Source organism: Mycobacterium sp. NGS62, from assembly GCF_059812285.1.
Window position 1 is genome coordinate 309,682 of record NZ_JCALCK010000005.1, and the last position, 20,882, is coordinate 330,563.

At 63.5% G+C, this 20,882-nt stretch carries 17 protein-coding genes, 1 pseudogene and 1 riboswitch; of the genes and pseudogenes, 3 read left to right on the forward strand and 15 right to left on the reverse strand.

Annotation, left to right across the window (positions count from 1 at the left end):
• Window positions 1-260: 260 nt before the first annotated feature.
• Window positions 261-2,195 carry an AAA family ATPase gene (locus tag AC5Y49_RS15900; protein WP_499888607.1) on the reverse strand — a complete coding sequence of 645 codons (1,935 nt, stop codon included), beginning with the start codon at window positions 2,193-2,195 and terminating at the stop codon, window positions 261-263.
• A gap of 10 nt (window positions 2,196-2,205) precedes the next feature.
• Window positions 2,206-5,538: a DEAD/DEAH box helicase gene (locus AC5Y49_RS15905; RefSeq protein ID WP_499888609.1), complete on the reverse strand. Its 3,333-nt coding sequence runs from the start codon at window positions 5,536-5,538 to the stop codon at window positions 2,206-2,208.
• Between the two features lie 868 nt (window positions 5,539-6,406).
• Here AC5Y49_RS15905 and AC5Y49_RS15910 point away from each other — a divergent pair.
• Window positions 6,407-7,936: a serine/threonine-protein kinase gene (locus AC5Y49_RS15910; protein WP_499888611.1), complete on the forward strand. Its 1,530-nt coding sequence runs from the start codon at window positions 6,407-6,409 to the stop codon at window positions 7,934-7,936.
• Window positions 7,937-8,230: 294 nt separating this feature from the next.
• Here the strand turns inward: AC5Y49_RS15910 and AC5Y49_RS15915 are convergent, their stop codons facing one another.
• The 4 genes from AC5Y49_RS15915 to AC5Y49_RS15930 all read right to left on the reverse strand — a co-directional run bounded on the left by AC5Y49_RS15915 (window position 8,231) and on the right by AC5Y49_RS15930 (window position 12,173).
• Window positions 8,231-8,455: a hypothetical protein gene (locus tag AC5Y49_RS15915; protein ID WP_499888612.1), complete on the reverse strand. Its 225-nt coding sequence runs from the start codon at window positions 8,453-8,455 to the stop codon at window positions 8,231-8,233.
• Between the two features lie 336 nt (window positions 8,456-8,791).
• Window positions 8,792-9,799, reverse strand: coding sequence for a metallophosphoesterase (locus AC5Y49_RS15920; protein WP_499888613.1), 1,008 nt, complete (start codon window positions 9,797-9,799; stop codon window positions 8,792-8,794).
• Between the two features lie 299 nt (window positions 9,800-10,098).
• Window positions 10,099-10,866: a hypothetical protein gene (locus tag AC5Y49_RS15925; RefSeq protein WP_499888615.1), complete on the reverse strand. Its 768-nt coding sequence runs from the start codon at window positions 10,864-10,866 to the stop codon at window positions 10,099-10,101.
• A 716-nt stretch (window positions 10,867-11,582) separates the two neighbouring features.
• Window positions 11,583-12,173, reverse strand: a complete 591-nt coding sequence (locus AC5Y49_RS15930; RefSeq protein WP_499888617.1) for a hypothetical protein — start codon at window positions 12,171-12,173, stop codon at window positions 11,583-11,585.
• Window positions 12,174-12,371: 198 nt separating this feature from the next.
• A riboswitch (SAM riboswitch) is annotated at window positions 12,372-12,483 on the reverse strand.
• Between the two features lie 188 nt (window positions 12,484-12,671).
• Here AC5Y49_RS15930 and tpx point away from each other — a divergent pair.
• The gene (gene tpx, locus AC5Y49_RS15935; protein WP_499888619.1) at window positions 12,672-13,175 is read left to right on the forward strand and encodes a thiol peroxidase; all 504 of its coding nucleotides are present in this window, start codon (window positions 12,672-12,674) and stop codon (window positions 13,173-13,175) included.
• A 39-nt stretch (window positions 13,176-13,214) separates the two neighbouring features.
• On the opposite strand, the gene AC5Y49_RS15940 is transcribed toward tpx, so the two are convergent.
• Window positions 13,215-14,687 (reverse strand): ADP-ribosylglycohydrolase family protein, encoded by a 1,473-nt coding sequence (locus AC5Y49_RS15940; protein WP_499888620.1) that lies wholly within the window; start codon window positions 14,685-14,687, stop codon window positions 13,215-13,217.
• Between the two features lie 29 nt (window positions 14,688-14,716).
• The gene (locus tag AC5Y49_RS15945; protein WP_499888622.1) at window positions 14,717-15,487 is read right to left on the reverse strand and encodes a hypothetical protein; all 771 of its coding nucleotides are present in this window, start codon (window positions 15,485-15,487) and stop codon (window positions 14,717-14,719) included.
• A gap of 191 nt (window positions 15,488-15,678) precedes the next feature.
• On the opposite strand from AC5Y49_RS15945, the gene AC5Y49_RS15950 reads away from it, so the two are divergent.
• Window positions 15,679-15,924: a type II toxin -antitoxin system TacA 1-like antitoxin gene (locus AC5Y49_RS15950; RefSeq protein WP_499888624.1), complete on the forward strand. Its 246-nt coding sequence runs from the start codon at window positions 15,679-15,681 to the stop codon at window positions 15,922-15,924.
• A 119-nt stretch (window positions 15,925-16,043) separates the two neighbouring features.
• On the opposite strand, the gene AC5Y49_RS15955 is transcribed toward AC5Y49_RS15950, so the two are convergent.
• From AC5Y49_RS15955 to AC5Y49_RS15985, 7 genes and pseudogenes are all read right to left on the reverse strand, one after another.
• Window positions 16,044-16,454 (reverse strand): PIN domain nuclease, encoded by a 411-nt coding sequence (locus AC5Y49_RS15955; RefSeq protein WP_499888839.1) that lies wholly within the window; start codon window positions 16,452-16,454, stop codon window positions 16,044-16,046.
• Window positions 16,451-16,672 (reverse strand): type II toxin-antitoxin system VapB family antitoxin, encoded by a 222-nt coding sequence (gene vapB / locus AC5Y49_RS15960; protein ID WP_499888626.1) that lies wholly within the window; start codon window positions 16,670-16,672, stop codon window positions 16,451-16,453. Before vapB ends, AC5Y49_RS15955 begins: the two co-directional genes overlap by 4 nt.
• A gap of 103 nt (window positions 16,673-16,775) precedes the next feature.
• Window positions 16,776-16,949: a hypothetical protein gene (locus AC5Y49_RS15965; protein ID WP_499888628.1), complete on the reverse strand. Its 174-nt coding sequence runs from the start codon at window positions 16,947-16,949 to the stop codon at window positions 16,776-16,778.
• An 80-nt stretch (window positions 16,950-17,029) separates the two neighbouring features.
• Window positions 17,030-17,902, reverse strand: coding sequence for a DMT family transporter (locus tag AC5Y49_RS15970; RefSeq protein ID WP_499888631.1), 873 nt, complete (start codon window positions 17,900-17,902; stop codon window positions 17,030-17,032).
• A 43-nt stretch (window positions 17,903-17,945) separates the two neighbouring features.
• Window positions 17,946-20,237 (reverse strand): annotated as a pseudogene (locus AC5Y49_RS15975) (GH92 family glycosyl hydrolase); the annotation flags it as partial.
• A 41-nt stretch (window positions 20,238-20,278) separates the two neighbouring features.
• Window positions 20,279-20,587, reverse strand: a complete 309-nt coding sequence (locus tag AC5Y49_RS15980; RefSeq protein WP_499888633.1) for a type II toxin-antitoxin system PemK/MazF family toxin — start codon at window positions 20,585-20,587, stop codon at window positions 20,279-20,281.
• Window positions 20,574-20,819, reverse strand: coding sequence for a ribbon-helix-helix domain-containing protein (locus tag AC5Y49_RS15985; protein ID WP_499888841.1), 246 nt, complete (start codon window positions 20,817-20,819; stop codon window positions 20,574-20,576). The genes AC5Y49_RS15980 and AC5Y49_RS15985 overlap by 14 nt, the downstream gene beginning before the upstream one ends.
• Window positions 20,820-20,882 lie beyond the last annotated feature (63 nt).

The following is a 20,882-nucleotide window of genomic DNA, read 5'->3' on the forward strand; positions in this document are numbered from 1 at the left end:
TCGTCTATCGCTCTACGGAAGCCGCGTGAACGACCGCAAGCTGAGATGCGATCGTCGGGGATTGGGTATGAGACGGCGCCAGGTCCGTTAGTGTTGCTAAATCGTCGAGTGAATCTCTTTACCACACAAGAACAACAAGGTGCGCGATCGGTATTCGATCGCGAAAGTTGTTGACCAGATACGGTTAGCGCTAGATTAAGTTCTGCACGCTGGCCGAGACCTGTAGTTAACCGCGTGTTTGATTGAGGACCCACCGCTGCCTACCTTCGCCGCAGCCCGTCTGGCAGCGGCTTTGAATGCACCACCACAAGTTCGCGGTTCGGCCTCGTTAGAGCCGTATACAACGGTCCCTGGTGCCCGTAGTTCTGCTTGAAGTCGGCCGGCTCCACCACAACCACGGCGTCAAACTCCACCCCGCGGGCCGAGTCAGGATCAACTACCGTGACCTCTCGGCCATCTCGCTCCCACGGGCTCACGTCGTGCAACGACCCGGCCCATCCCTGAGAACGGAGACTCCTTCTGACCGCGCCGGTGTCAGGACCAATGACGGCTACAGTTCCCACCGGGTACGCGGCCAGGAGGCGCTCAACCTGCGTGACAACAGCATTGCCGAGTTCCGTCGCCCGCACCTTCTCGACAGTAGGAGCGTGGCCTTCCTCTTGAAATGCGGCAACCGCCCGATCACCGCGCGGCAGCAGGCGACTTGCGAACTCCAAAATTGGCCGCGTGGAACGGTATCCCTGCGTCAGCGCACGCACCGGGGTGTATTCGTCGATGGCGATCAGCTCAAGGATCTGCGCCCAGTTCGGCGGCGTGTGGTCTGACCGGCGTTGATGAAAGTCGCCCAGGATCGTCCACGTATCTGCTTCGTTGATCTCGTCCAGCAGGAGCCAACCGAGCGGTGTCACGTCCTGCGCTTCGTCAATGACGATATGCTCGACGCCCTTCAGATCAGCCGGCGCGCCCACCTCCCACTGAATAAACGCGAGTAGCGGTGAATGGGCCAGAGTCGTCACGGCATGATTGAACGCGGGAAGGCCACGGAAATAAGTAACCCAATCCTGGTCCGTCGTGATCACACCGCTGTTGCTGCGCAGATACTCGTACACCTGCTCAGCAGACGGCGTAGCGCCGTTCGCCTCTTTGAGACGCAAAATTGCTCGGCGCGCGAAGCGCCCTAGCTGCCAGTCCACATCGCGCCACGTTGTTGAGATGTCGCCCTTAGGCAGCCACTTCAGGCCGAGTATCTGCTGCCACAGCTCGGGCAGCGACAGCACCCTGATCCGTTGCGAGTCACCGGCTAAGCGGTTGATGACGCCACGAACGTGCTCGGAGTATCCCGTCGTCGGACCGATGAGTAGGACGTTGCCGTCCAGCGTGTTCTCGAGAGGAGTGTCCTCGTTGACCAGATAGGCGGCTCGATGCGATGCGATGATCGTTTTCCCAGTGCCGGGCTTGCCCTCGATGATCATGCTGTCCATCGCTGGGACGGTCACGAGTTCATACTGGTCGGGCTGCAGTGTGGCAAGCACAGGCGCAAGTCCCTTCGTCCTAGGGGCGTGCATTTGGGCACGTAACGCAGACTCAGCCCGCACCGGTGGACCACTAGTGTCCGCGTGCCGGTGTTGAGCTTCCGGGGGCTGCTGTCGAGCATCCGCTTCGGCGTCAACCCGCTCCGTCTGTGCGGGTATCGGCACATCGCGTGGGGGTAGAGTCGGTCGACTCGGTGGCGCAGGTATGGTGAGGCCCCGCTTGCGGAACGGTTGAGCGGGAGCGTCATCGCGCACGACATCGTCTGCGAAATCGACGATTTGGCCCTTTTGGCGAATAAAAGTCCTAACGACTGCTACCTCGTCGCACAACTTGTGGTGGTTGTTGCCGCGATAGAAGGTGCACGCAATGGGTGCCGTCCAGCTGAAGACGTCAACACCGTCGAGCTCAGCTCGCTGCTCTCCGATGTAGAAGTCGGCCGCTCCATCGAGTACCCAATCGTCCGGGGCCTGCAGGGCGACGCGACCGATAAGTCCTTCAACGGGCAAGCGGCGCTTCGGCGGCCGTCCATCGCCCGTCCACATCAGGTTGCGGGGTCCATCAACAGTCACCGGTCGGCTGGCCTTTTCGCGCAGTTTCTTGAAGTATTGCTTGTCAGCCGTGCGCTCATCTTCGAGCTCGGAATTCCTCTGCGACGTACTCATACTTTCTCCGTTAGGACACGATCTCGATCACGCAAGCCGCGAGTGGCTCCAGCCGGATCTCGGGTTGAACTTCACGTTCTAGCTCTGTCGACAGCCGGTCGAATCGCTCTTGCGCCCTACGTCGTTGGCTCTGGAATAGCGCGATCGAGCGGTCACCGCGTCCACGAGCCGTAGCGGTTGCGATGCGCCTGTCGATTGCGTCAACTCGGCGTTGATGCTGTTCGGCTAGCGTGACGGCTCTGGCTCGCCGAAGTGCGTCGAACTCGCTATCGCGCTTAGCTTGCTCATCCGAGTGACGGCAATGCAGTTGGTTCTGTGCACGTTCCGCGAGTCTGTCGATTCGATCGATTGCGCGTGGTGGGGCGTCGACGAGCTTCCCTTGGGCCAATGCGGCCAGCAGCGCGTTGACGGGCGCATCCCCTGCGTCCCGGCCGTTTTCGGTGACTGCGGCACCCCAGATCTCGTCGCCCCCACGCGATGCCGATACCGCCTTGACCATGACGACAACATAGACACCGGGTACGACATCGTTGCTGGTTGCCGCGAGCCGAAGCGATGCGAATCGTGCTTGCCGATGCCCCGGAACCGCGACAGCCGCCATGGTGAGCGGACTCGTCGCGGTCAGAAGCATCCCACCGCCGGTTCGGGCCAGCTCCTGGTCAAGGGCCAGGGATATGGGCAGTTCATTGCGCAGCTGGGATGCGATCGCGTTGATCTCCGCAGGGGTGCGTTGAGCTGACTTCGCAAGCGCGTCGATGCGGTTCGCCATCGTGGGGTTGCCGCGCAACTCCGCGGTCCGCTTGTCTTCGGCGAAGTGGATTCCCGGAGCCCCGTCGACTAGTGCCCAGTCGTCGAGCAGTTGTGCGAGCTCCTGCTGGCCAATGTAGCGTCCGGTTCGAATCAGATCGTCTTCGAGCCCAGCGACGTCGACATCATTGGTGACGAGCAGTGCGCTTGATGCATCAGACACATCCTCAACGCCGGCGCGCTGTTCCTCGATGGCCATCTCGACCTCGTGCAGCTTCTGCTCCCGCTGCTCCTCGCTCAGGGTGAAGTCGAAGCCGGCTTCCAGGGCTTTGGGTGCATTCGCGGCAATAATCGGTTCGAGTGCGCCGATCGAAGACTCGAAAATTCCGATGCGGTCGAGCAGGCGGGACAGGATGCGTTCGTCGATGGTGTGCTCGTTGACGAAGTTGACCACCAAGATCGTCTCTTCGGTTTGGCCGATGCGGTCGATGCGGCCGATCCGTTGTTCGACCTCCATCGGGTTCCACGGCAGGTCGTAGTTGATGACTGCGGAGCAGAACTCGAAGTCAAGGCCTTCACTGGCGACACGGTTGGCCAAGACGAAATCGTATGCGCCGTTGCGAAAATCGGCCATGATACGACGACGTTGTTCGCGGCTGACACCGCCGTGCATCACCGCGACACAGAATTCTCGCTCAAGGCGATGCATGAGGTAGGCGAGGGTCGGCCGCGAGTGGGTGAATACCAGCGCCTGCCGGCGCCCGCCATGCAGGCCATGCAGCACCTCTCGGAGAAGATCGAACTTGGTGTCGACGTTCTCAGGTAGCCGCTGCGCCGCTGCCACCAGGGCTGGATGCGGTTCGAGCCGGCCCGCGGTTTCACCCGAGTCGGCGTCGGAAATTTCACCGAAACTTTGAGGCTCAAGCACCGCACGGCGGGCCATCGGCAGGCATGCGCTGGCGAGGCGCAGAGGCATCTGCATGGCGAAGTGCAAGGGTCTGCCGATCTCGGCGGCCCTGTTGCTGCACCACTGCAAGTATTCGTCGTAGAAGTCGACTTCTGCCTGGACCCAGGAGATTTCCTGTCTGTCTAGTGTTCTTTTGGCTTTGCGGTCGTCGACCTCGACCTTCTTGGTGCGGGTGATGACCGTCGAGAGCGTGTTGAGATCCGCCAAATAGCGTTTCGCATCGACGATGTCGCGCGGTGTCAGGTCGTCTTGAGAGAGCACTTCGGTCAGCAACCGGAAGTCAGCGCGACTCATCAAAGCTCCACCGAGGCTGGTCGCCCGCAGCTCGTCGAGTTTGGCAACCAGTTCGCGACCGTTGGCCCCCTTTTTGCCCAGCCGAGCCGCGACCGCGTTGATGATGCGGTTCGGTTCCAGCCGGAGTTGGAGGTCGGCTATGTCGCCGTAGTCTTCTGGCGCAAGTAATTCCAGTAGGTTGAGCAGGTCTTCTTGGCGAAGATTGATGGGTGTTGCGGTGAGAAAGACTAGGCTGTCGGCCCACTCAGCAAGCCGGGTGCCTAGCGCATAGCTCTTGGTGTCTTGATTGCGCATCGAGTGGGCTTCATCGACGATGATCAGATCAAACGTCGGCGGTAGGTCGTTTACCTCATCGAGTCCGTCCCACGTGCGCAGCCGTTCGAGGCTGCAGATGTAGGCCTGCCGGCGCGGCAGCCGGTTCTGGCGGTGACGCTGCAAGAAGTCCCGCAGGCTGTTGGTGTCGAGTTCGGCCAGCTCGAACTCGAAGCGGTCTTCCATCTCCTCTTTCCACTTGCCGACAAGGCTCGCAGGGCATACGACCAGCACCCGGTCGGCTTCTCGGCGCGCCTCGAGTTCCGTCCAAATCAGACCCGCCTCGATCGTCTTACCGAGTCCGACTTCGTCGGCGATCAATAGGCGTGCCTTGCCGGTTTGCAGGAGTTTGATCACCGGTTTGAATTGGTACGGCCGGAATGTCGTCCGGGTGGCCCGGAATGAGAACAGGGTGTCGGCAAACTTGCCCTGCAACTTTGCCCGGGTGAGTGTGGCGCCGAATTGGCGCGCTGGGGTCGGGTCACGGGTCACCCATTCCCGCGGATCATCAAGCTGCGGGCGTGGCTTGAGCCGTGACTCCACGATGTCTTGCTGACGCCCATCCACCAGCACCGTGTATGACCAGCTTTTCCTGAGAAACTTGCGGTCTCGGATCACCACATCGTCGTCGCCCGGGTGGGTTACGGCGGCTTCGTTGATTTCGAAAAGTGGGGCGGGGACCGCCGCTGCGTCCTGCCAGAGCTTCTCGGCCCATCCCCACGCAGCCGTCAGCGGGTGATCTTCGTCGAGCTGGTCGACCGCGGTGGTTGTCGCACCGCCCGGCGGCGCGCCAGCGACCACCTGCAGAAGAAGTGCTCCGTGGTCGATCCCTTCGAACCAGTAGATTCCCTCAGGAAGCTCGACTTCGGGCCGCCAAAGGACTCTGCATTCCGCAACACGAGTCACGAGCTCACGGACTGGGCCGCTGAGTATCAGCGCACGCTTGAACTGATCTTGGCCGAATGCGATGTCTGTCCGTTCAGGGTCTGGGTGATAGCCAAAAGACGGCGCGACGGACGTCATTGCTCAGGAACTCCTTGCCATCGAGCCGGCGCTTGTGACACGCAACAATTCGGACGTGTTGATCCCGTGGCGGAAGTGAATATCTTTGTGGGCGCACCGGTTGTGCACATCACGTAGTCGCGCGTGGTTCTGCTCTGCCCCGATAGCTGCGCGTTAAACGAGTAACGGCGGTGTTTTGTCATAGCGCGATGCACAAGGGCACCTTCCGGCTTGGGTACGCGTTCACCCGCCGCCCATCAGCGAGAACATTCCGCTGAAGTAGCTCGGTCCACTCAATGGGAGGCGGCTGCGCATCCGCCAAGGCTGGCTCAACGAGCGACGTCAAGCCCTGGATGAGAATTCCCAGCGCATCCCCTACAACCGAGTGATGGTCAAGCCCGTCCAACGCGTACTCCTGGTATTGGTGCCCTACAGACGCCGGCAATGTGTCAAGCGCAGCAGCAGCTTAGGCTTCGGCACCGACAGACCGGTCGCACGTTATGTAAGCACGACCGCGTCGACCTCGCGTCCGTTTCCGGTACATCCGTACGGCTATGGCCAGGACGCCTAGCGGCACCCTCGCCGATTACCGACCGAGATAGCCCAACGTGCAACCGATTTGCATGCGCGCTGAGCTCCGACTGCGTGCCCGGATATAACGGCTCCGTCAATTCTGCTGCCAGCCGACTTACAGGTATGTAGTACGAAATGTGACTCGGATGCGGCATTCAGCAGCTCTGAGTCGCATCTGTAGCAAACATGACGCGGATGTCGGCACCGCGATGCATACTGCGTCGTGTCAAAGGAGATGTAGGTGACTACGGTCAGTTCACGGGTCGGGCGCCCGTTCGGCAAGTACCGACTAAATCGCTTGCTCGGCAGAGGCGGGATGGGCGAGGTCTACGAGGCCTACGACACCGACAAGCGAAGGACCGTCGCCCTAAAGATCCTTGCCGAACAGTACTCACAAGACGAAGGTTTCCGGACGCGATTCCAGCGCGAGTCACACGCGGCGGCGATTCTCCAAGAGCCACACGTCATCCCAATTCATGACTGGGGAGAAATCGACGGCAACCTCTACATTGATATGCGCCTGGTCAAAGGGCAAACATTGCACGAGTTGCTCAAAAAGGGACCTCTGGAGCCCCAACGAGCAGTAGCCATCATCAACCAGATTGCTGCAGCTTTGGACGCGGCACATGGCGAGGGGCTGATCCATCGCGACGTCAAGCCTCAAAACATAATCGTCACACCGGGCGATTTCGCCTGCCTGCTCGACTTTGGTATCGCCGAGGCCAAGGGCGATACCCATCTGACGATGGCCGGTTACCACATCGGCAGTCTCGACTACATGGCACCGGAACGATTCAACGACCAGCCGACCACACCGGCGGCCGATGTCTATTCTCTGGCCTGCGTCCTGTACGAGGCGCTGACAGGAGATACTCCCTTTCCAGGTCATAGCCTTGAGCGGGCAATGGCGGCACATCTCGGCGCCCCGCCGCCACGCCCAAGCAACGTCGCTTCCCGCGTGCCCGCGTCTCTTGACGACGTCATCGCGCGTGGCATGGCAAAGGAACCCGACGACCGCTACGGCAGCGCGGGCGCGCTGGGACGCGCCGCCCAACGGGCACTCCAAATGAACGGACGCGGCACCTCGCAGACCGATACGATGTCGTCCGCCGGCAACGCGGATGCTGGTGCCGGCTCTGAGTGGTTTGATCCCCAATCGAGCGGTCCGACAACCGGTCCTACGGTTGCGGCGTCTACAGAGGAACGGCGCGAACGCTCGGGGCCATTGGTGTTGCCGATTGTTGTCGCAGTCGCTTCGGCATTACTCCTCGGTGCCATCGGCGTCGTCATCGGTCTTCTCGTTAGCCAAAGATCCGAGTCTGGGGAAAGCACTGCTTCCACGGCCTCCAATCCGCCACAGGCCACCTACACTCTGCCGGAACGCACAATCTACGAAACGCAACCGCCGTCCCCACCATCAGTCCGCGCTCCGCGGACGTCAGCCTCCGCACCAGTAGATCCCGAGGCAGCCAGCTTGCAAGAGCTGCAGCGACTTTCAAACTCAGACCTACCCTTCGTCAAGGCCGTACTTGCCAATCGTTGGGTCCCGCAACTCAGTTCCAAGCGCCCCGGGGTCGTGGACGACGGCATCGTATGGGATAACGCGATGACACTGCAGGAGCACCTCCGGTTACGGCAGCGGTATCCCGGGGTCCGACTACTGTGGTCGGGCGACTGGTCGACCTTCTCGGCGCCGAACTTCTGGGTCACCGTTGCAGGCGTCACCTTCGCCGACTCGTCCGGTGCCCTGGCCTGGTGTCGAGGCCAAGGCTTGGACTCCGATCACTGCGTCGCGAAAATCGTCAGTACAACGCGTCCCATCGAGGGAAGCACCGCTTATAACTGATCGGTGGTTCCGTAGTACCGCCACGGAGTGTCTTCTGCGCCACCTCGGCAAGCCGTGCAAAGAACAGTCCGTGGGGGTGCGCGCAGCCAAACAGCCGCACAAACAGCGCCAGGTTTGGATGCGAGTCGTGAACCGCAGTAACGAGCGGGCGGATCAGCTGCCGCAACTCTGGCCGCCACAACGCCGCCAACTCGACCTGCTCGCGATGAGAAACAATGCGCCGGACCGCACCAACCTCCCTCACCTATTAGGTGAGAGGAGGGCTGTGTCAACGCCAGTTAAGCCATGATTGCGTCATGGACGGACGGCACGCCTGGCAGCGATCCGCTCAATTTCGACGGCGCGCTCTTTTTCTCCCTTGAGATGAGCGTATTTAAGGTCGAGTTTGCGGCAGGCCTCGTCCTGCCGGGCACGCAACCCTTCGACCTCCTCTTCGGTGGCCCCTTCGTTGGGATACAACCCCTTTTCGCGAGCCGAAGCGATGAGCTGCTCTCTGGTGTATTTGCGCTGGTAAGTCATAGCCAAAGCATCCCGTATCGGTCAGTCATTTCCTCTGTTGGGACCGAAAGGTCGATGGCCACATCGTCTACTGCCCACTGATTGTGGTCGACGGCTTTTTCGGTAGCCTCTGCAAGCTCGTCATAGTTGCGGGAGATGTCGTTGTACCAGTAGCGATCACCGGGCGCCGGACCCTCCTGACCACCTCACCAACCGCCGAGGTCGTTGTCCGGGTGAGCGTTGATTTCGTCGCGGTAGGCGTCGGCGTACTCGGAGACATCCTGTGGTGTGAGCATGTAAAACGGCACCGACCGATCCTCAAACCCGGGTTCAGAAACAGTCCACTCGAAACCGTCATCATCGGCCGCCTCGCTGCACGTAATGGTCGGGGCGGATCTGCTTTTCGCCAGACCACCGGTAAGCGGTCAGTGATCCGCCCTTGACGGCGCTGAAGTCCACGCAGGCGGTGTAATCCGTCCAGTCATGCCGGTGTTTCGGGGAACCTTGCCGCCAATAGTGGCCATAAACGACAGGTACTCGCCCGGTGTAGACATAGGAGTGATCGCCGTCGGCCAGTTCAACTTCAGGCAACCGCGGGTAGGGGCCGCCGGAGGCGGTGGTGAATTTGCCTTCCATTTCAGCGATGTCGCGCAGCGTACGGGCGCTGTTATTCCACCACCGCACTCGCGCGTTGCCGCGCGGGAAGCCATCCTTGTCGTAGTACTCGGGTTGGCCATGGTCGACCAGACTGATTTCCGGACCCTTGAGCAGCGTCTCGACCGCACGGTACAGCGGGTCCTCCGGGATGCTGGCCGCCACGAAGTATGCCACCTCGGTGAATGGAGCATGTGAACCGCATCGCTGCTCTACGAGCCCAATTGAGTCGTCATGCCAACATGCGTGCACGACGCGCAGGCCGCCGAGATCCAGCCACAGCGGCATCGTCTTAAACCACTCGAGGTAGCTACCCCGTTCAGCGCCGACAACTTGGTCGAGGAAAGCCTGGTGCTGCTTGGTGTTCTTCTCTGACCACCGGTTCTCCGGGTCATCGTGTGCGCGGAGGAACTTTCCGCTGCCATGCGGCCACTCGGTGTGATAGGCGATGGCGTTGAATTCATGGTTGCCCATGACAATTCGCGCGCTCCCCGCGTCGACCATGCGTTTGACGAGCTGCAGCACACGCAGTTGTTCGTCTCCTCGGTCGATGACATCACCCACAAAGATGGCTTGGCGACGAGGGTGGCGATATTCGCCGGTCCCGTCGGCTGGTTGGTAGCCGAGTTCGATGAGTAACTCTTCGAGCTGGGTAGCGCATCCGTGGACGTCGCCGATGATGTCATAGCCCTCACACGCGGAATCGGCCACGCGTACCTCCTTGCTGGGTTGTGGGCTGCCGAGCCAGCCACGATCAGCGCTCATCGCTGCGCTTTCTGGCGTTTGGCGACGTCACTCTCTCCGAGCCCAACGCATCGTTGTGGCCTGCCCTTGTCCTGGCCAAGCTGACCTCTCTTCGTCTGTAAGAATTGCCCCTTACCCATCATGATGAGCCACTTGCGCTCCTCGCCCGGAATGTAATCGCGAGGCGGTGGCGGCGGAGGCCCTACAATCCGGCCGCGCTCATCGCTCATCATTTTGCCTTTGGTGGGCGCGTATCCCATCGCAAATCATGAAGGGTCCCCTAGCGGAAGGGTCACTCCCGGCGGCGCAACGATCTGTGCAACCGAGCCGATGATGGGGGCCTGGTCGCGGAAGACAAGAATCGTCCCGCGCGTATTGCGCTGTGACAGCGCCACATCCATAGAAAGTGCCGGGGCGTCGTCGTCGAGGTCCAGGTTCAGATAGACCGAGGACCGGCGTTCCTGATGGCAACGTTCGATCAGCCGATCTGCGAGATAGTGGCCCTCTGTGCGGTAAAGCGGAATCGCGTCGACGTCTCGGCTTCGATGGTCTACCCGCTCCATGAGGTCCAGCGCCATCAGTTGTGGGCCCGTCACCACTAGACCCGCCACCTTGAAAACAAGTGGCAGCCAGGCGGACACCTCGGCCAGGCTGGCCTCAGACTGCGTGTTATCGATGACGTAGTGGAGCACAAATCCGCGTCGAGTCAGTTCCTGCATGAATGCACCTGCGGTAGCGGCAACGTAGTCGTGGACGCCGGGTGACCATCGAAACTGGCGAAAGTAGGACTTATACAAGTCCTCGACCATGAAAAAGGCCGTGCCTACGAACCAACCGTCGTCGAGACCGCGAGCGAGGGCACTCACCCGTTGGCTCAGCGCGGTTAGGGAGCGCACCCGCTCATCTTCGGAAAGCGCCTCAAGCCTATCGGCGCCGGCAATGATCGCTCGCGTCCTAGCGTCCCATACGTACGCGAGTGTGGTGAAACCCCATTCGGCAGAACCCAATGCTGTCGTGGTGTCGTCGGTATTCATGCGCTGCCTCCTATCGGGAATGCGTCTTAATCGCGGATGGCAAAGGTCGGTGCATACTCGGTGCGTTCATTTCCAAGATCGCCTTCTGCCGGTCGCATACCTGTCGGCGATGCGCAGCGGTAACGGCGGAACGCGACGTGGAATCGGAGGAGTCGTGACCGGTGGCGGGCTAGGGGTCGGCCGAGCAGTAGGCATCAAACGGTCAGCTCCGCCACCACGGAATGCCCCGTTGGAGGCCTCATGGCGGCGCGCAAGGTCGGCCGGATATAGGAACGCGTGGTCGTGGCGGTAATAGCCTGACTCACCCAGCCAGTGGCATCCAAGACAGGCCGGGATCCCGCGCAGGACAACACCGGGATGCTGAGTCGGCCACATCACCGGGTCGCTGCCATGAGCCGCTTCATACGCACGACGGCGTTCTTGGCGCTGCTGCCACAGTCTCACGGCATCGTCGATCCACTTCGGCGCGACTTTCCAGTCGACGATGAAATGCACCCAGCGGGGAGGATGCAGCGTGTCGTAATACGGACCCCACGTATTCGCGGCATAGGCCGGGGCACGCCGCAAAGGGACGATAACGTTTCTATCCGGACTCATGAATTACCCTGTGGTGTATCGATTTCAGAAGTGTCTTCGATAATCCTTGTGGCACGATCGCACAATGTGCCGGTGACTATTCATGACTCCGAAAGACCATGGCAATGGCTTGCCACAAGTCAGGTCCATGGCGGCGGGTCCGGTGCATGTCCGAGCAGGCGCGCGAAAGCATCCACGGATGCCTCGAGGCTCGGCGGCCATTCGGCCTGCCAAACCCGCAGCGGGACGTCGGCGAGCGGGTCGAACCGGCTCGCCAGCCGCGGGTATTCGCGCTCGCGCCACTCTCGCAGACGCCCATCGCCTTTGACGAATTCCAGCAGTTGAGCGGTTTGCTCCTTTTGAACCTCCGGTGGCGCGCCGCCGCGGACGCCGATCCCGTTCATCAGGCTGTGCCGGCCAAGGGCGAATGGGCGATCGCCATACTCCGACTCCAGCCTGGCGACCGACTCGTTGACCCGGCGGCAGTCCGGGCATGCCAGCCAGGACCACCGCGATCTGCCGCCGGCCGTGGCCCTGAAGCAGATAATGCACAGGTCCCTTTCACGGGAAACGTCGTTACCTTCCCATCGCTCAGGCGAATCCTCGTCACTGCATGACTGCCACCTGCCGCACACGGGACCGCGCAGACCGCCGCATGGAATGTGCACGGACAACTCAACAATCCGGTCACGCAGGGCTTTGTCGGTTGCGCTTAGCTTCTGCCCGGTCATTTCGCTTCCGCCTGGTTCTGAGGCGTCGGCACGCAGTCGTTCACCGCTGCTCGTACGCTCGCCATCGACTTCGACGCACCCCTCGTTGTGAACGGCGCCTCGTGGATCCAGTGCACGCGGTGTCGGTGACCGTATGACCCGGAAAGACAATTCCAAGGCATTTCAATACTCCCGAAACATCGGGCCTCCGGCCGAAGGGAGGCGCTCTTGCCGGCACCGGTCGGTGTCGACCGCTTCGTCATCCGAGCCACCCACGAGCGTGGGGTTGGCGTACCGTCCAGTCGGAGCTTGGCGACGGCAACTCGTGAAGCAACTTCAGCTTAGTACACCGGCCCGACAAGCGTGGCCGAATTCGGACTGCAGCAGCGGATTTCTCACTGGCCCAGCACGACTGTGGTCCACCCACGTGGTTCCTTTTGAGCTGGAAACAGACGTCTTCCAAGCTTCGCCGGGCACCCCAATCGACGCTGGCGTCCGGCGCTTGGCAGACTATGGCTCATGGCACAGATAACTTTGCGTGGAAATGCGATCAATACGGTTGGCGAGCTCCCGGCCGTCGGCTCTCAGGCTCCCGACTTCACCTTGACCGGCACCGACCTCGGCGCAGTCAGCAGCGACCAGTTCCGCGATAAGGCCCTGCTGCTCAACATCTTTCCGTCCATCGACACCCCGGTCTGTGCGACCAGCGTGCGGACCTTCAACGAGCGCGCCGCCGGCAGCGGTGCCTCGGTGCTGTGCGTCTCCAACGACCTCCCGTTCGCGCAGGCGCGGTTCTGCGGCGCCGAGGGCATCGAGAACGTCAAGTCAGCGTCGGCGTTCCGCGACAGCTTCGGCGACGACTATGGCGTCACCCTGGTCGACGGGCCGATGGCCGGCCTGCTCGCGCGCGCCGTTGTGGTCATCGGCACCGACGGCAAGGTCGTTTACTCGGAACTGGTCCCAGAGATCGCCCAGGAGCCCAACTACGACGCGGCACTGTCCGCAGTGAGCTCCTCGACGTAACGCCGGTTGACTTCCGCGCGGTGCGGCACAGCCGTACCTCTATGAAGCGGCGTTCAGCTCCGGGTGCAGCCGCCGCAAGGCTCGTCGGAACTCGTCGTTCGGCCACGCTCCCGGGAGCAAGGACGTGACGTCGTTGAGCGCGTCTTCGATGGCGATGCCCTTGCGACGCGCGCCGTAGAGGGCAGCGATGGTTGGCGTACGGCTGACCGCTTGCACGCAGTGGAACAGCACGGTCTTGCCCTCGGCGCGGAATTGTTCGATCGCGCGCACGGTGTCGTACAGCACGAAGTCGAGGTTCGGGTTTTCGCCGGCCTGATCGATGAGCCGCACGTCAAGGTGTTCGGCCGTGTCGGGCAGGTCGAAATCGCCGACCCGGCACAGTGATACGACCGCACCGACGTCGTCGGGCAAGGACTTCAGCGCCCGTACCCCGGCAACCCACACCTGGTCATCATGCGGATGTTGGAAGAGCGGTCCCTGCTCCGGGATCGTCGCGTAGCCGTAGTCGAAGGTGTCCGGTTGGCCACCGAGCGCGATGGCGGTCGCGACAGCGACCAGCTTGCGCGCGTTCCACCCCGGCCACCCGTGCAGTCGGCGCCGCCACTGTGCGGGCACCGCCGAGGCACCCCACACCGCGCCGAGCAACCCACCGGCGATCGCGGCGACAGTATCGGTGTCCCGCCCACCGCGTACCGCCGCTTCCAGCGCCAACCGCAGATGATCGGCGCGGAATACCCCGGCAGCCGGATCCTCTTGCGGCGCCGGTGTCGTCGAGATCGCCGACCACGCCCCCTGCAGCGCCTCGACCACCCAGCCGTTCTTGGTGAAATCCGCCGGTTGTGATCGCTCGGCGGCGTCGAGCAGCGCCGACCACCTGGCCTGCGCTGCCGCATCGAGGTGATCCAACCCAATTCGCACGTTCAACTCACCGGTCAGCACAGCGTGGCGGATCGCGCAGCACCACAACACACACGCATCTCCGTTGTCGGGCTCATGGTGAGTCAACGCGCTGATGGCGCGCGCCGCCTCCACCAAACCGTCCTCGTCGTTCAGGTAGGCCAACGCCACCGGGGCCGTCCGCATCAATGAGCCGTTGCCCGCGCTCCTGCCCTCCCGCTGGTGCTCCGCCGCCGACGCCTCGCGGGCGGCCGCCGCCGAGAGTCCCTGCCGGCCCACCGCACTCAATACCGCACGCGTTTGGATGCCGACGTCTTTGGTGCCCGGCTGGTTCGCCCACTGATACCAGCGGTGCACGATCGCGTCTTGGGCGGCCTCATCCCGCAGATCCACACCGGTTTCCGCGACCTCGGCGATCGCGATCGCCATCGAGGTGTCATCGGTCCATTCACCGGTTTCCCAGATCGAACGCTGACTGACCTCGTCATCGATCGCGACCTTCACCTCGGGCCCCAGCGGGTCGCCGAACTCGAACGGTGCGCCCAACGCGTCGCCGGCGGCGGTTCCCAGCAGCACTCCGCAAACCCGGTCCAATTGTGCGGCATTAGGTTTCATGCGCTTACCTCCTTCAGGGGCAGGGTCGATCACCGGCAGGCCTTGGCACCGTGGTCGTAGCGGCCGTTGAGTAGCGCCGACACCGTCGCCGGCTGCCAGGGCCGGCCTTTGGGTGTGCGCTGGCCCGTCGAGTTCAGCACCCGCGCCGTGGCCGCCTGGGTGACACCGCAGCCGTGCACCAGCCACCGGACGTAGCGCTTGAGCATCGGCTGGCGCTGCGACCACGGCGTCGTCGGTGGCGGAAGGATTGGTGCCGAACCGCTTTCGGTGTCCGAACTCGCCTCGGCGCCGGCGCCCGACGGAGCTCGACGCGGAGCAGGCGTCGCGGGAGTCGAGGCACCTGCGGCGACCAGCGCCAGTTCGATTTCCCGCCCGAGGCTTTCGGCTCCCACGGCCGCCAGTGCTGCATGGTCGAGCTCGTCGACCACCTGAACTTCACGTCGCAGCGCGAAGTCGATTTCGCTGTACCCGCCGGTGGTCGGGAACGATTCGAGTTGCCGACCGAACCGGAGGTTGAGGCCGTGGCGTTGCAGCACCAGACCCAGCCGTCGCCAGTGCTGCTCGCGCCCGAGGTCTGGGCACAGGAAGGGCACCCAGACGTCGATCCGGCCGGCGATCGCGCAACCCAGCGCCGACACCACCGCGTCGACCTCGGTCAGATCATCGGTCGACGAAGCCGCACCCTCCGGGAACCCGAAAGCGTCGGCGATCATGCAATTCTGCTGCGCCGCAAACGCGGTCAACTCGTCGCGGTGCTGCACTGTGTCGTGGTCGCCGAGCAAAACGACTGAATGCGCCATAGCTACCTCCTCATGCCCGATGCCTCCCCCGTAAGACGCCCGACACCGGCGGCGTCTCCTGAAGCCGACATCAAGGTAGCGCGGACCACCGACAAGTTCGGCTGCTCAGCCCGCCGGCACCGCGGCGGATGGAGCTTCGGGGCGGCCCGCGTGCGTATCACAGGGTGCACCGACCGTGACACACTGACGTCGTGAAGTCACTCCGACAGAACCCCGAGCTCGAAAAGAGGCTGCAACGGGCGGCTTCGGTGACCGGTGTCTCGTTGTCGGAATTCATTCGCCAGGCTGCAGCCCAGCGCGCGGACGCAGTCCTGACCGCCGACCCGCACGAGGACTTCAACGACGTGCTGCGCGTTATTCACGGCGGCGCCAATCGTGCATGGCCAAGTGACCATGCATTCTCCGACTTGCTCGCCGGCGGCCATACTCCGATGTAACCCGAGCGATGCCGGCCCGCTTGTGGCGCTCATCGACGCCGACCACCACACCTGCAGTGCTAGAGCCGCGTAAACTGTTGCGCTACAGGCGTTTCAGTAGCCATTCGCGGCGAGCCCGATCAGGTAGTCAGTCGCTCCATTGATTGCCCTGTGACATTTGCGATGACGTCGAAATCCTTGTCGACGTGTAGGACGATCAAGCCTGCGAGCTCGGCAGTCGCGGCAATGATCAGGTCGGGTATCGAGGGCCCACGGTGCATCCCTTTGTCAGCGAGCAGTAGCTGAACTTCTAGGGCTCGATCTTCGATCGACGGCGTGAGGTATTCAACCGGCAACGCCACCAGCGGCGGTTGGCGAAAGTCGCGGCGGGCTGCATCACCCGTCCGCGCGGCGTACCCGATCTCTAACCGCGTCACGTTGCTGATGCGTACCAGTCCACGCTCGACGCGGTTGCTCCACATTTCTGCGTCGACAGTCTTGCCAAGACGAACGAGCGCCGATTTGTCGATGAGCCAGCCGGCGCTGCTCACTCCCACGCCCGAGCCATCAACTCGGGATCACCGAGATCACTAAAAGTGTTCGCGAATTGCCGGAGATGTTCGACCGTTACCGGCACTCGGGCCGCCCGCGCCTCTTGCGCGAGCTTTCGCCGGATGTACTCGCTTCGTGACAAACCGACCCGGCCGGCCAGCACGTCCAGGCCGGCAAGGACATCGTCGGGAATGTCACGGATCAGCACATCGCTCATCGGCACCTCCAGGAAGTGATATCTGACGATATCACGATTGGCCCGCGCAGATGACCTTGACGTGGTTGACGAGTTGCGCTTGACGTCCTTGACGCCTGGTGTCTCAGGGTGTCGTCACCGTCGACGCGGCGGCCGGCACCGAGGTTTCGGAACTGGGGGCGCAAAACCCAACTCGGCGGCGTTGTTCGACGTTGCCGGGCAACAGAATTGGCCCCCCGACCCCCAGCCACGTCCCGGTGTCCAAGCCTGCACCGACGTCGGCATCACGGTCGTTCACCCGCCCAACAGCAGCCAGGTGAGCGTCGTCCAGCCGCCGCGATGAGCCGGTTGTTACGCGACCATCAGGGCGCGGATATCTCACGCCGGCTGCGCCGGCAGATTCTCCGTAGGTTCAGCTTCAGGCGCTTCGCCGAAGCGGGCCAGCACCAGTGTTCCGGCGACTGCTATGGCGAACCCGGCGAACACCATCCAGCCGAGCCCACCGCGAGTCCGGTCACCGAGCCATACCACTCCGATGAGCGCCGGCCCGATCGTTTCTCCCACGACCATTCCCGCCACAGCCGTCGTCACCGATCCGCGGTTCAGCGCAGACGTCAGCAACAGAAACCCGGCGGTCCCGCCGGCGAGCACCGCGTACAGGGCCGGGTTGGTGTAGAACGTGGCTGCGGTGGGATCGATCGGATCGACCAGGCGAACCCCGACCTCGACGACACCGAAACCGGTTCCGGCGCCAAGCCCCAGGACCAGTGCACGCGGGCGGTCGCTCAACCGGCCTCCCACCCCGCCGGCGACGAATACCGCGGCGACCACACCCAGCAGCGCCCAGGCGAGTCCGGCTGGGCCGTGCGAGGAACCCTCCGGTCCGGCAGCGAGCCCCAGCATCGCCAGGCCCAGACAGACCGCGGCCACGGCTGTCCACTCGACTGATGACAGGCGCGCCGACAGCAGCCACGCGGCCACGATGGCGGTGACCGCCAGCGAGGCGGCTATCGCCGCGGCGACGATATAGATCGGCACCAAGCGCAGCGCCACCACCTGGAGTACAAAGCCGAGGCCGTCAAGGCCAAAGCCGGCGAGATAGCGCCACTGCCGCACGGCGCGCAACAGCAACACCGCGTCGACACCCGAGCCGCTGCCGGCTTCCACCGATCGTGTCGCCATCGCCTGCAGCACCGTCGCCGTGCCGTAGCACACCGAGCAGCAGAGCGCGAGCAGTAACCCGGTCAGCACACACTGACGATACGGCCCGGCGGAGCCACCGTCATGCTCCTTAGCTGCCCGCACCGAACGACGGCGGCGCGGCGGATTCGGCGCTGCCCCACAGGAGGTTGGGGATCGGCGAGAGCGAGAACGCGAGGTCGCCGCCGGTGTGGATGATCGACTCCGGCAGGTAGGTCTGGTCGGTGGGCTGTCCGTCGATGGCCAGGCCGTTGATGTACGTCAAGCCGGTCGATGCACCGGGCGCCGAGATGCGGATGAATTGCCCTGCGGGCAGCGCGATCTCGGCGCGGTCGAACAGTGGCGTGTTCACGGTGAGGATCGGCGTTCCGGGCGTGGCCGGGTACAGACCGAGGGCCGCCCACACGTACCAGCTGGACTCCGCTCCCAGGTCGTCGTTGCCCGGCTCGCCGTCGGGTGTAGGGCCGAACAGTTCGCGGCGCACCCGGTCGACGGTCTGTTGGGTCTTCCACGGTTGACCCATGTAGTTGTAGAGCCACGGCACCCCGAAGTCCGGCTCGTTGCCGATCCACAGATAGGGCTTGTTGGGGCCGACATTGAGTTCGGTCGTGAAGCGGTCCAGCCGGTCGGCCGCCGCCTGCCGGCCGCCGAGCGCGGTCACCAGTCCGCCGACATTCTGCGGCACCAGCCACAGGTATTGCTCGGCGTTGCCCTCGTCGAACCCGGCCTGGCCGAACGCCTCCGGGGCGGGTTCGACGAACCCGGGGCCGTCGGGGAAAGCGCCGTCGGCGCTGCGCGGCGAGATGGACCCGGCGGCCGGATTGAACACGTTCCGCCAATACTGCGCCCGATTGCCGAATTCGGCGGCGATCGTGGTGTAGCCGAGCGCGCCGGCGAATCGGGAGATGGTGAAGTCGTCCACCGACCACTCCATCGTGATCGACGCGCCGGCGATGTCATGACCGGCGCCGAACGCCTGCGTCTGCGGCGCGTAGCCATGCGTGAGGTAGCTGGCGATCCCCGGCCGCTCCACGTAACCGTGCCGGCCGACACCGCCGTCGGTCGCCGCCTTCACCATGAAGTACAGCGCCGCTTTCACGTCGAAATCCGTTGCGCCGTAGGTATAGAGGTTGACGATGAGCGGAACCGGGTTGTCTCCGGTCATGATGCCGGTCGACGAATTCGCCAGCGCCCAACGCGGAAACGACCCGCTCTGCTCGGCGTCGTTCACCAGCGATTGGGCCATGTCGCTGGCTCGCTGCGGGAACAGCAGCGCCTGCAACGCAGCCAGGCAGCGGTAGGTATCCCAATCGGAGAAGTTGGCGTACTGGGTGCGGCCCTTGGCAACATTGTGGATGACGCCGTCGAATCCGAGGTAGCGGCCGTCGACGTCGTTAAAAGTGTTGGGGTGCAAGAACGATCGGTACAGCGCGGTGTAGAAGGTGGTGATGTCGCCGTCATTGCCCCCGGCCACAGCGATGCGCGACAGCACCGCGTTCCATTCGGCGGACGCGGCAGCGCGCGCGTCGTCGAAGCTCGCTCCGCCCTCGGCGGCCAGGTTCGCCTGCGCCCCTTCGACACTGACGTAGGACAGCGCGGTCCGCACGTCGAGCACCGAGCCGGCCGGAAACTGCACGTATCCCCCGCTGTGTTTCGAATCTGCGCGGCGGGCACCGGCCGACACCGAGTCGCCGTCCCAGGTGCCGTAGGAGGTGAACGGCCGGCTGAACGTCATCGCGAAGTACACGGTGTAGCTGTTTTTCGCACCGCAGAATCCCCCGGTGGTCGCCGATCCGGTGATCGTGGTGTTGTCCCCGCCGATCGCGATGCTGGCCGCAGAGTCGCCCGCGATCGATCCGCCGGGGCGCACCTGAAACAGCGCGGGCCGGCCGTCGTCGGGATAGCGGAACCGGCCTATGCCGGTGCGGGTAGTGGCGGTGAGTTCGGCGGTCACCCCGGTGTCGGGGAAGCGCACGGTGTAGTGGCCGGGCATACCCACTTCGGTGTCGTCATGGGCGATCCGCTCCCACGCGTGCCACGGTTGCGCGCCGATCGGGGTGGTGGTCGGCAGCATCGGGATGTCGCCGAACGCCGCGCAGCCCACCGAGGCGTGCGTCATGCTGAACCCGGTGGAGTGATCGTTGGCGTGGTTATAGCCGGCGTAGGTGTCGGTGGTGTCCGGCGAGTACTGCACCATCCCGAACGGCACCGAAGCACCGGGGAAGTTGTTGATCTCCCCGACCCATTCGCCACCGGTCCCGGTGCCGATCAGCGTGTCGACGTGCTCCACCGGGTGCGTGACGAAAGCGGCCTCTTCGGCGTCAGCGACGGGTGCAACCCACATCGCCATGCAGACCACAGCGACGAATGCCAGTCCTGACCGCATAGCAGTCTCTTACTGCAAACGCGCGCCTTCGCGCGGCCGTTTCAGCATCCGGTGCTTGCCCGCAGCGTCCGGCACATCTGGTGAAGACGTGCCGGCGACAGCCGCGTGATCTTGCGGCGGAACGCGGCGCGCGGCAGCGTGTGAATGTTGTCGAAGTTGACGACGCAATCGCTGGGCACTCGATCCTGGGCAGCGGTCAGTTCCAGCTCCGACACCAGCCCCCGTCGGGTCCGCGTCAGCGCAGCAACCACGACCGCGCCGATCCGGTCTGCGACCGGATCCCTGGTGAGGACGAGCACGGGCCGGTCACCACCAGGGGTGGCAGCGAACCACAGTTCACCGCGCTGCATCGGCCCAGTCAGCCCAGTCCTCCGCCGGGCCCCAGTCGGCGATCTCGGCGAGCGCCCGCTCCTCATCCGTCACGGGCAGTTCGGCATACGCAGCGACGTCCTGGTCGGCCGCAAGCTGAGCCAAGTGGCGCCGTAGCGCATCGCGAACGAGCTCAGATCGATCCACTTGCAGCCGCCGGGCCCACTGGTCAATTTCGGCCGCGTCCGCGTCGTCGACCCGAAAGCTGATCATCGTCATACGAATATTCTAAATTGTATGACACGCGAGCCGCCACCAGCGGCGGCGTCGAACCAT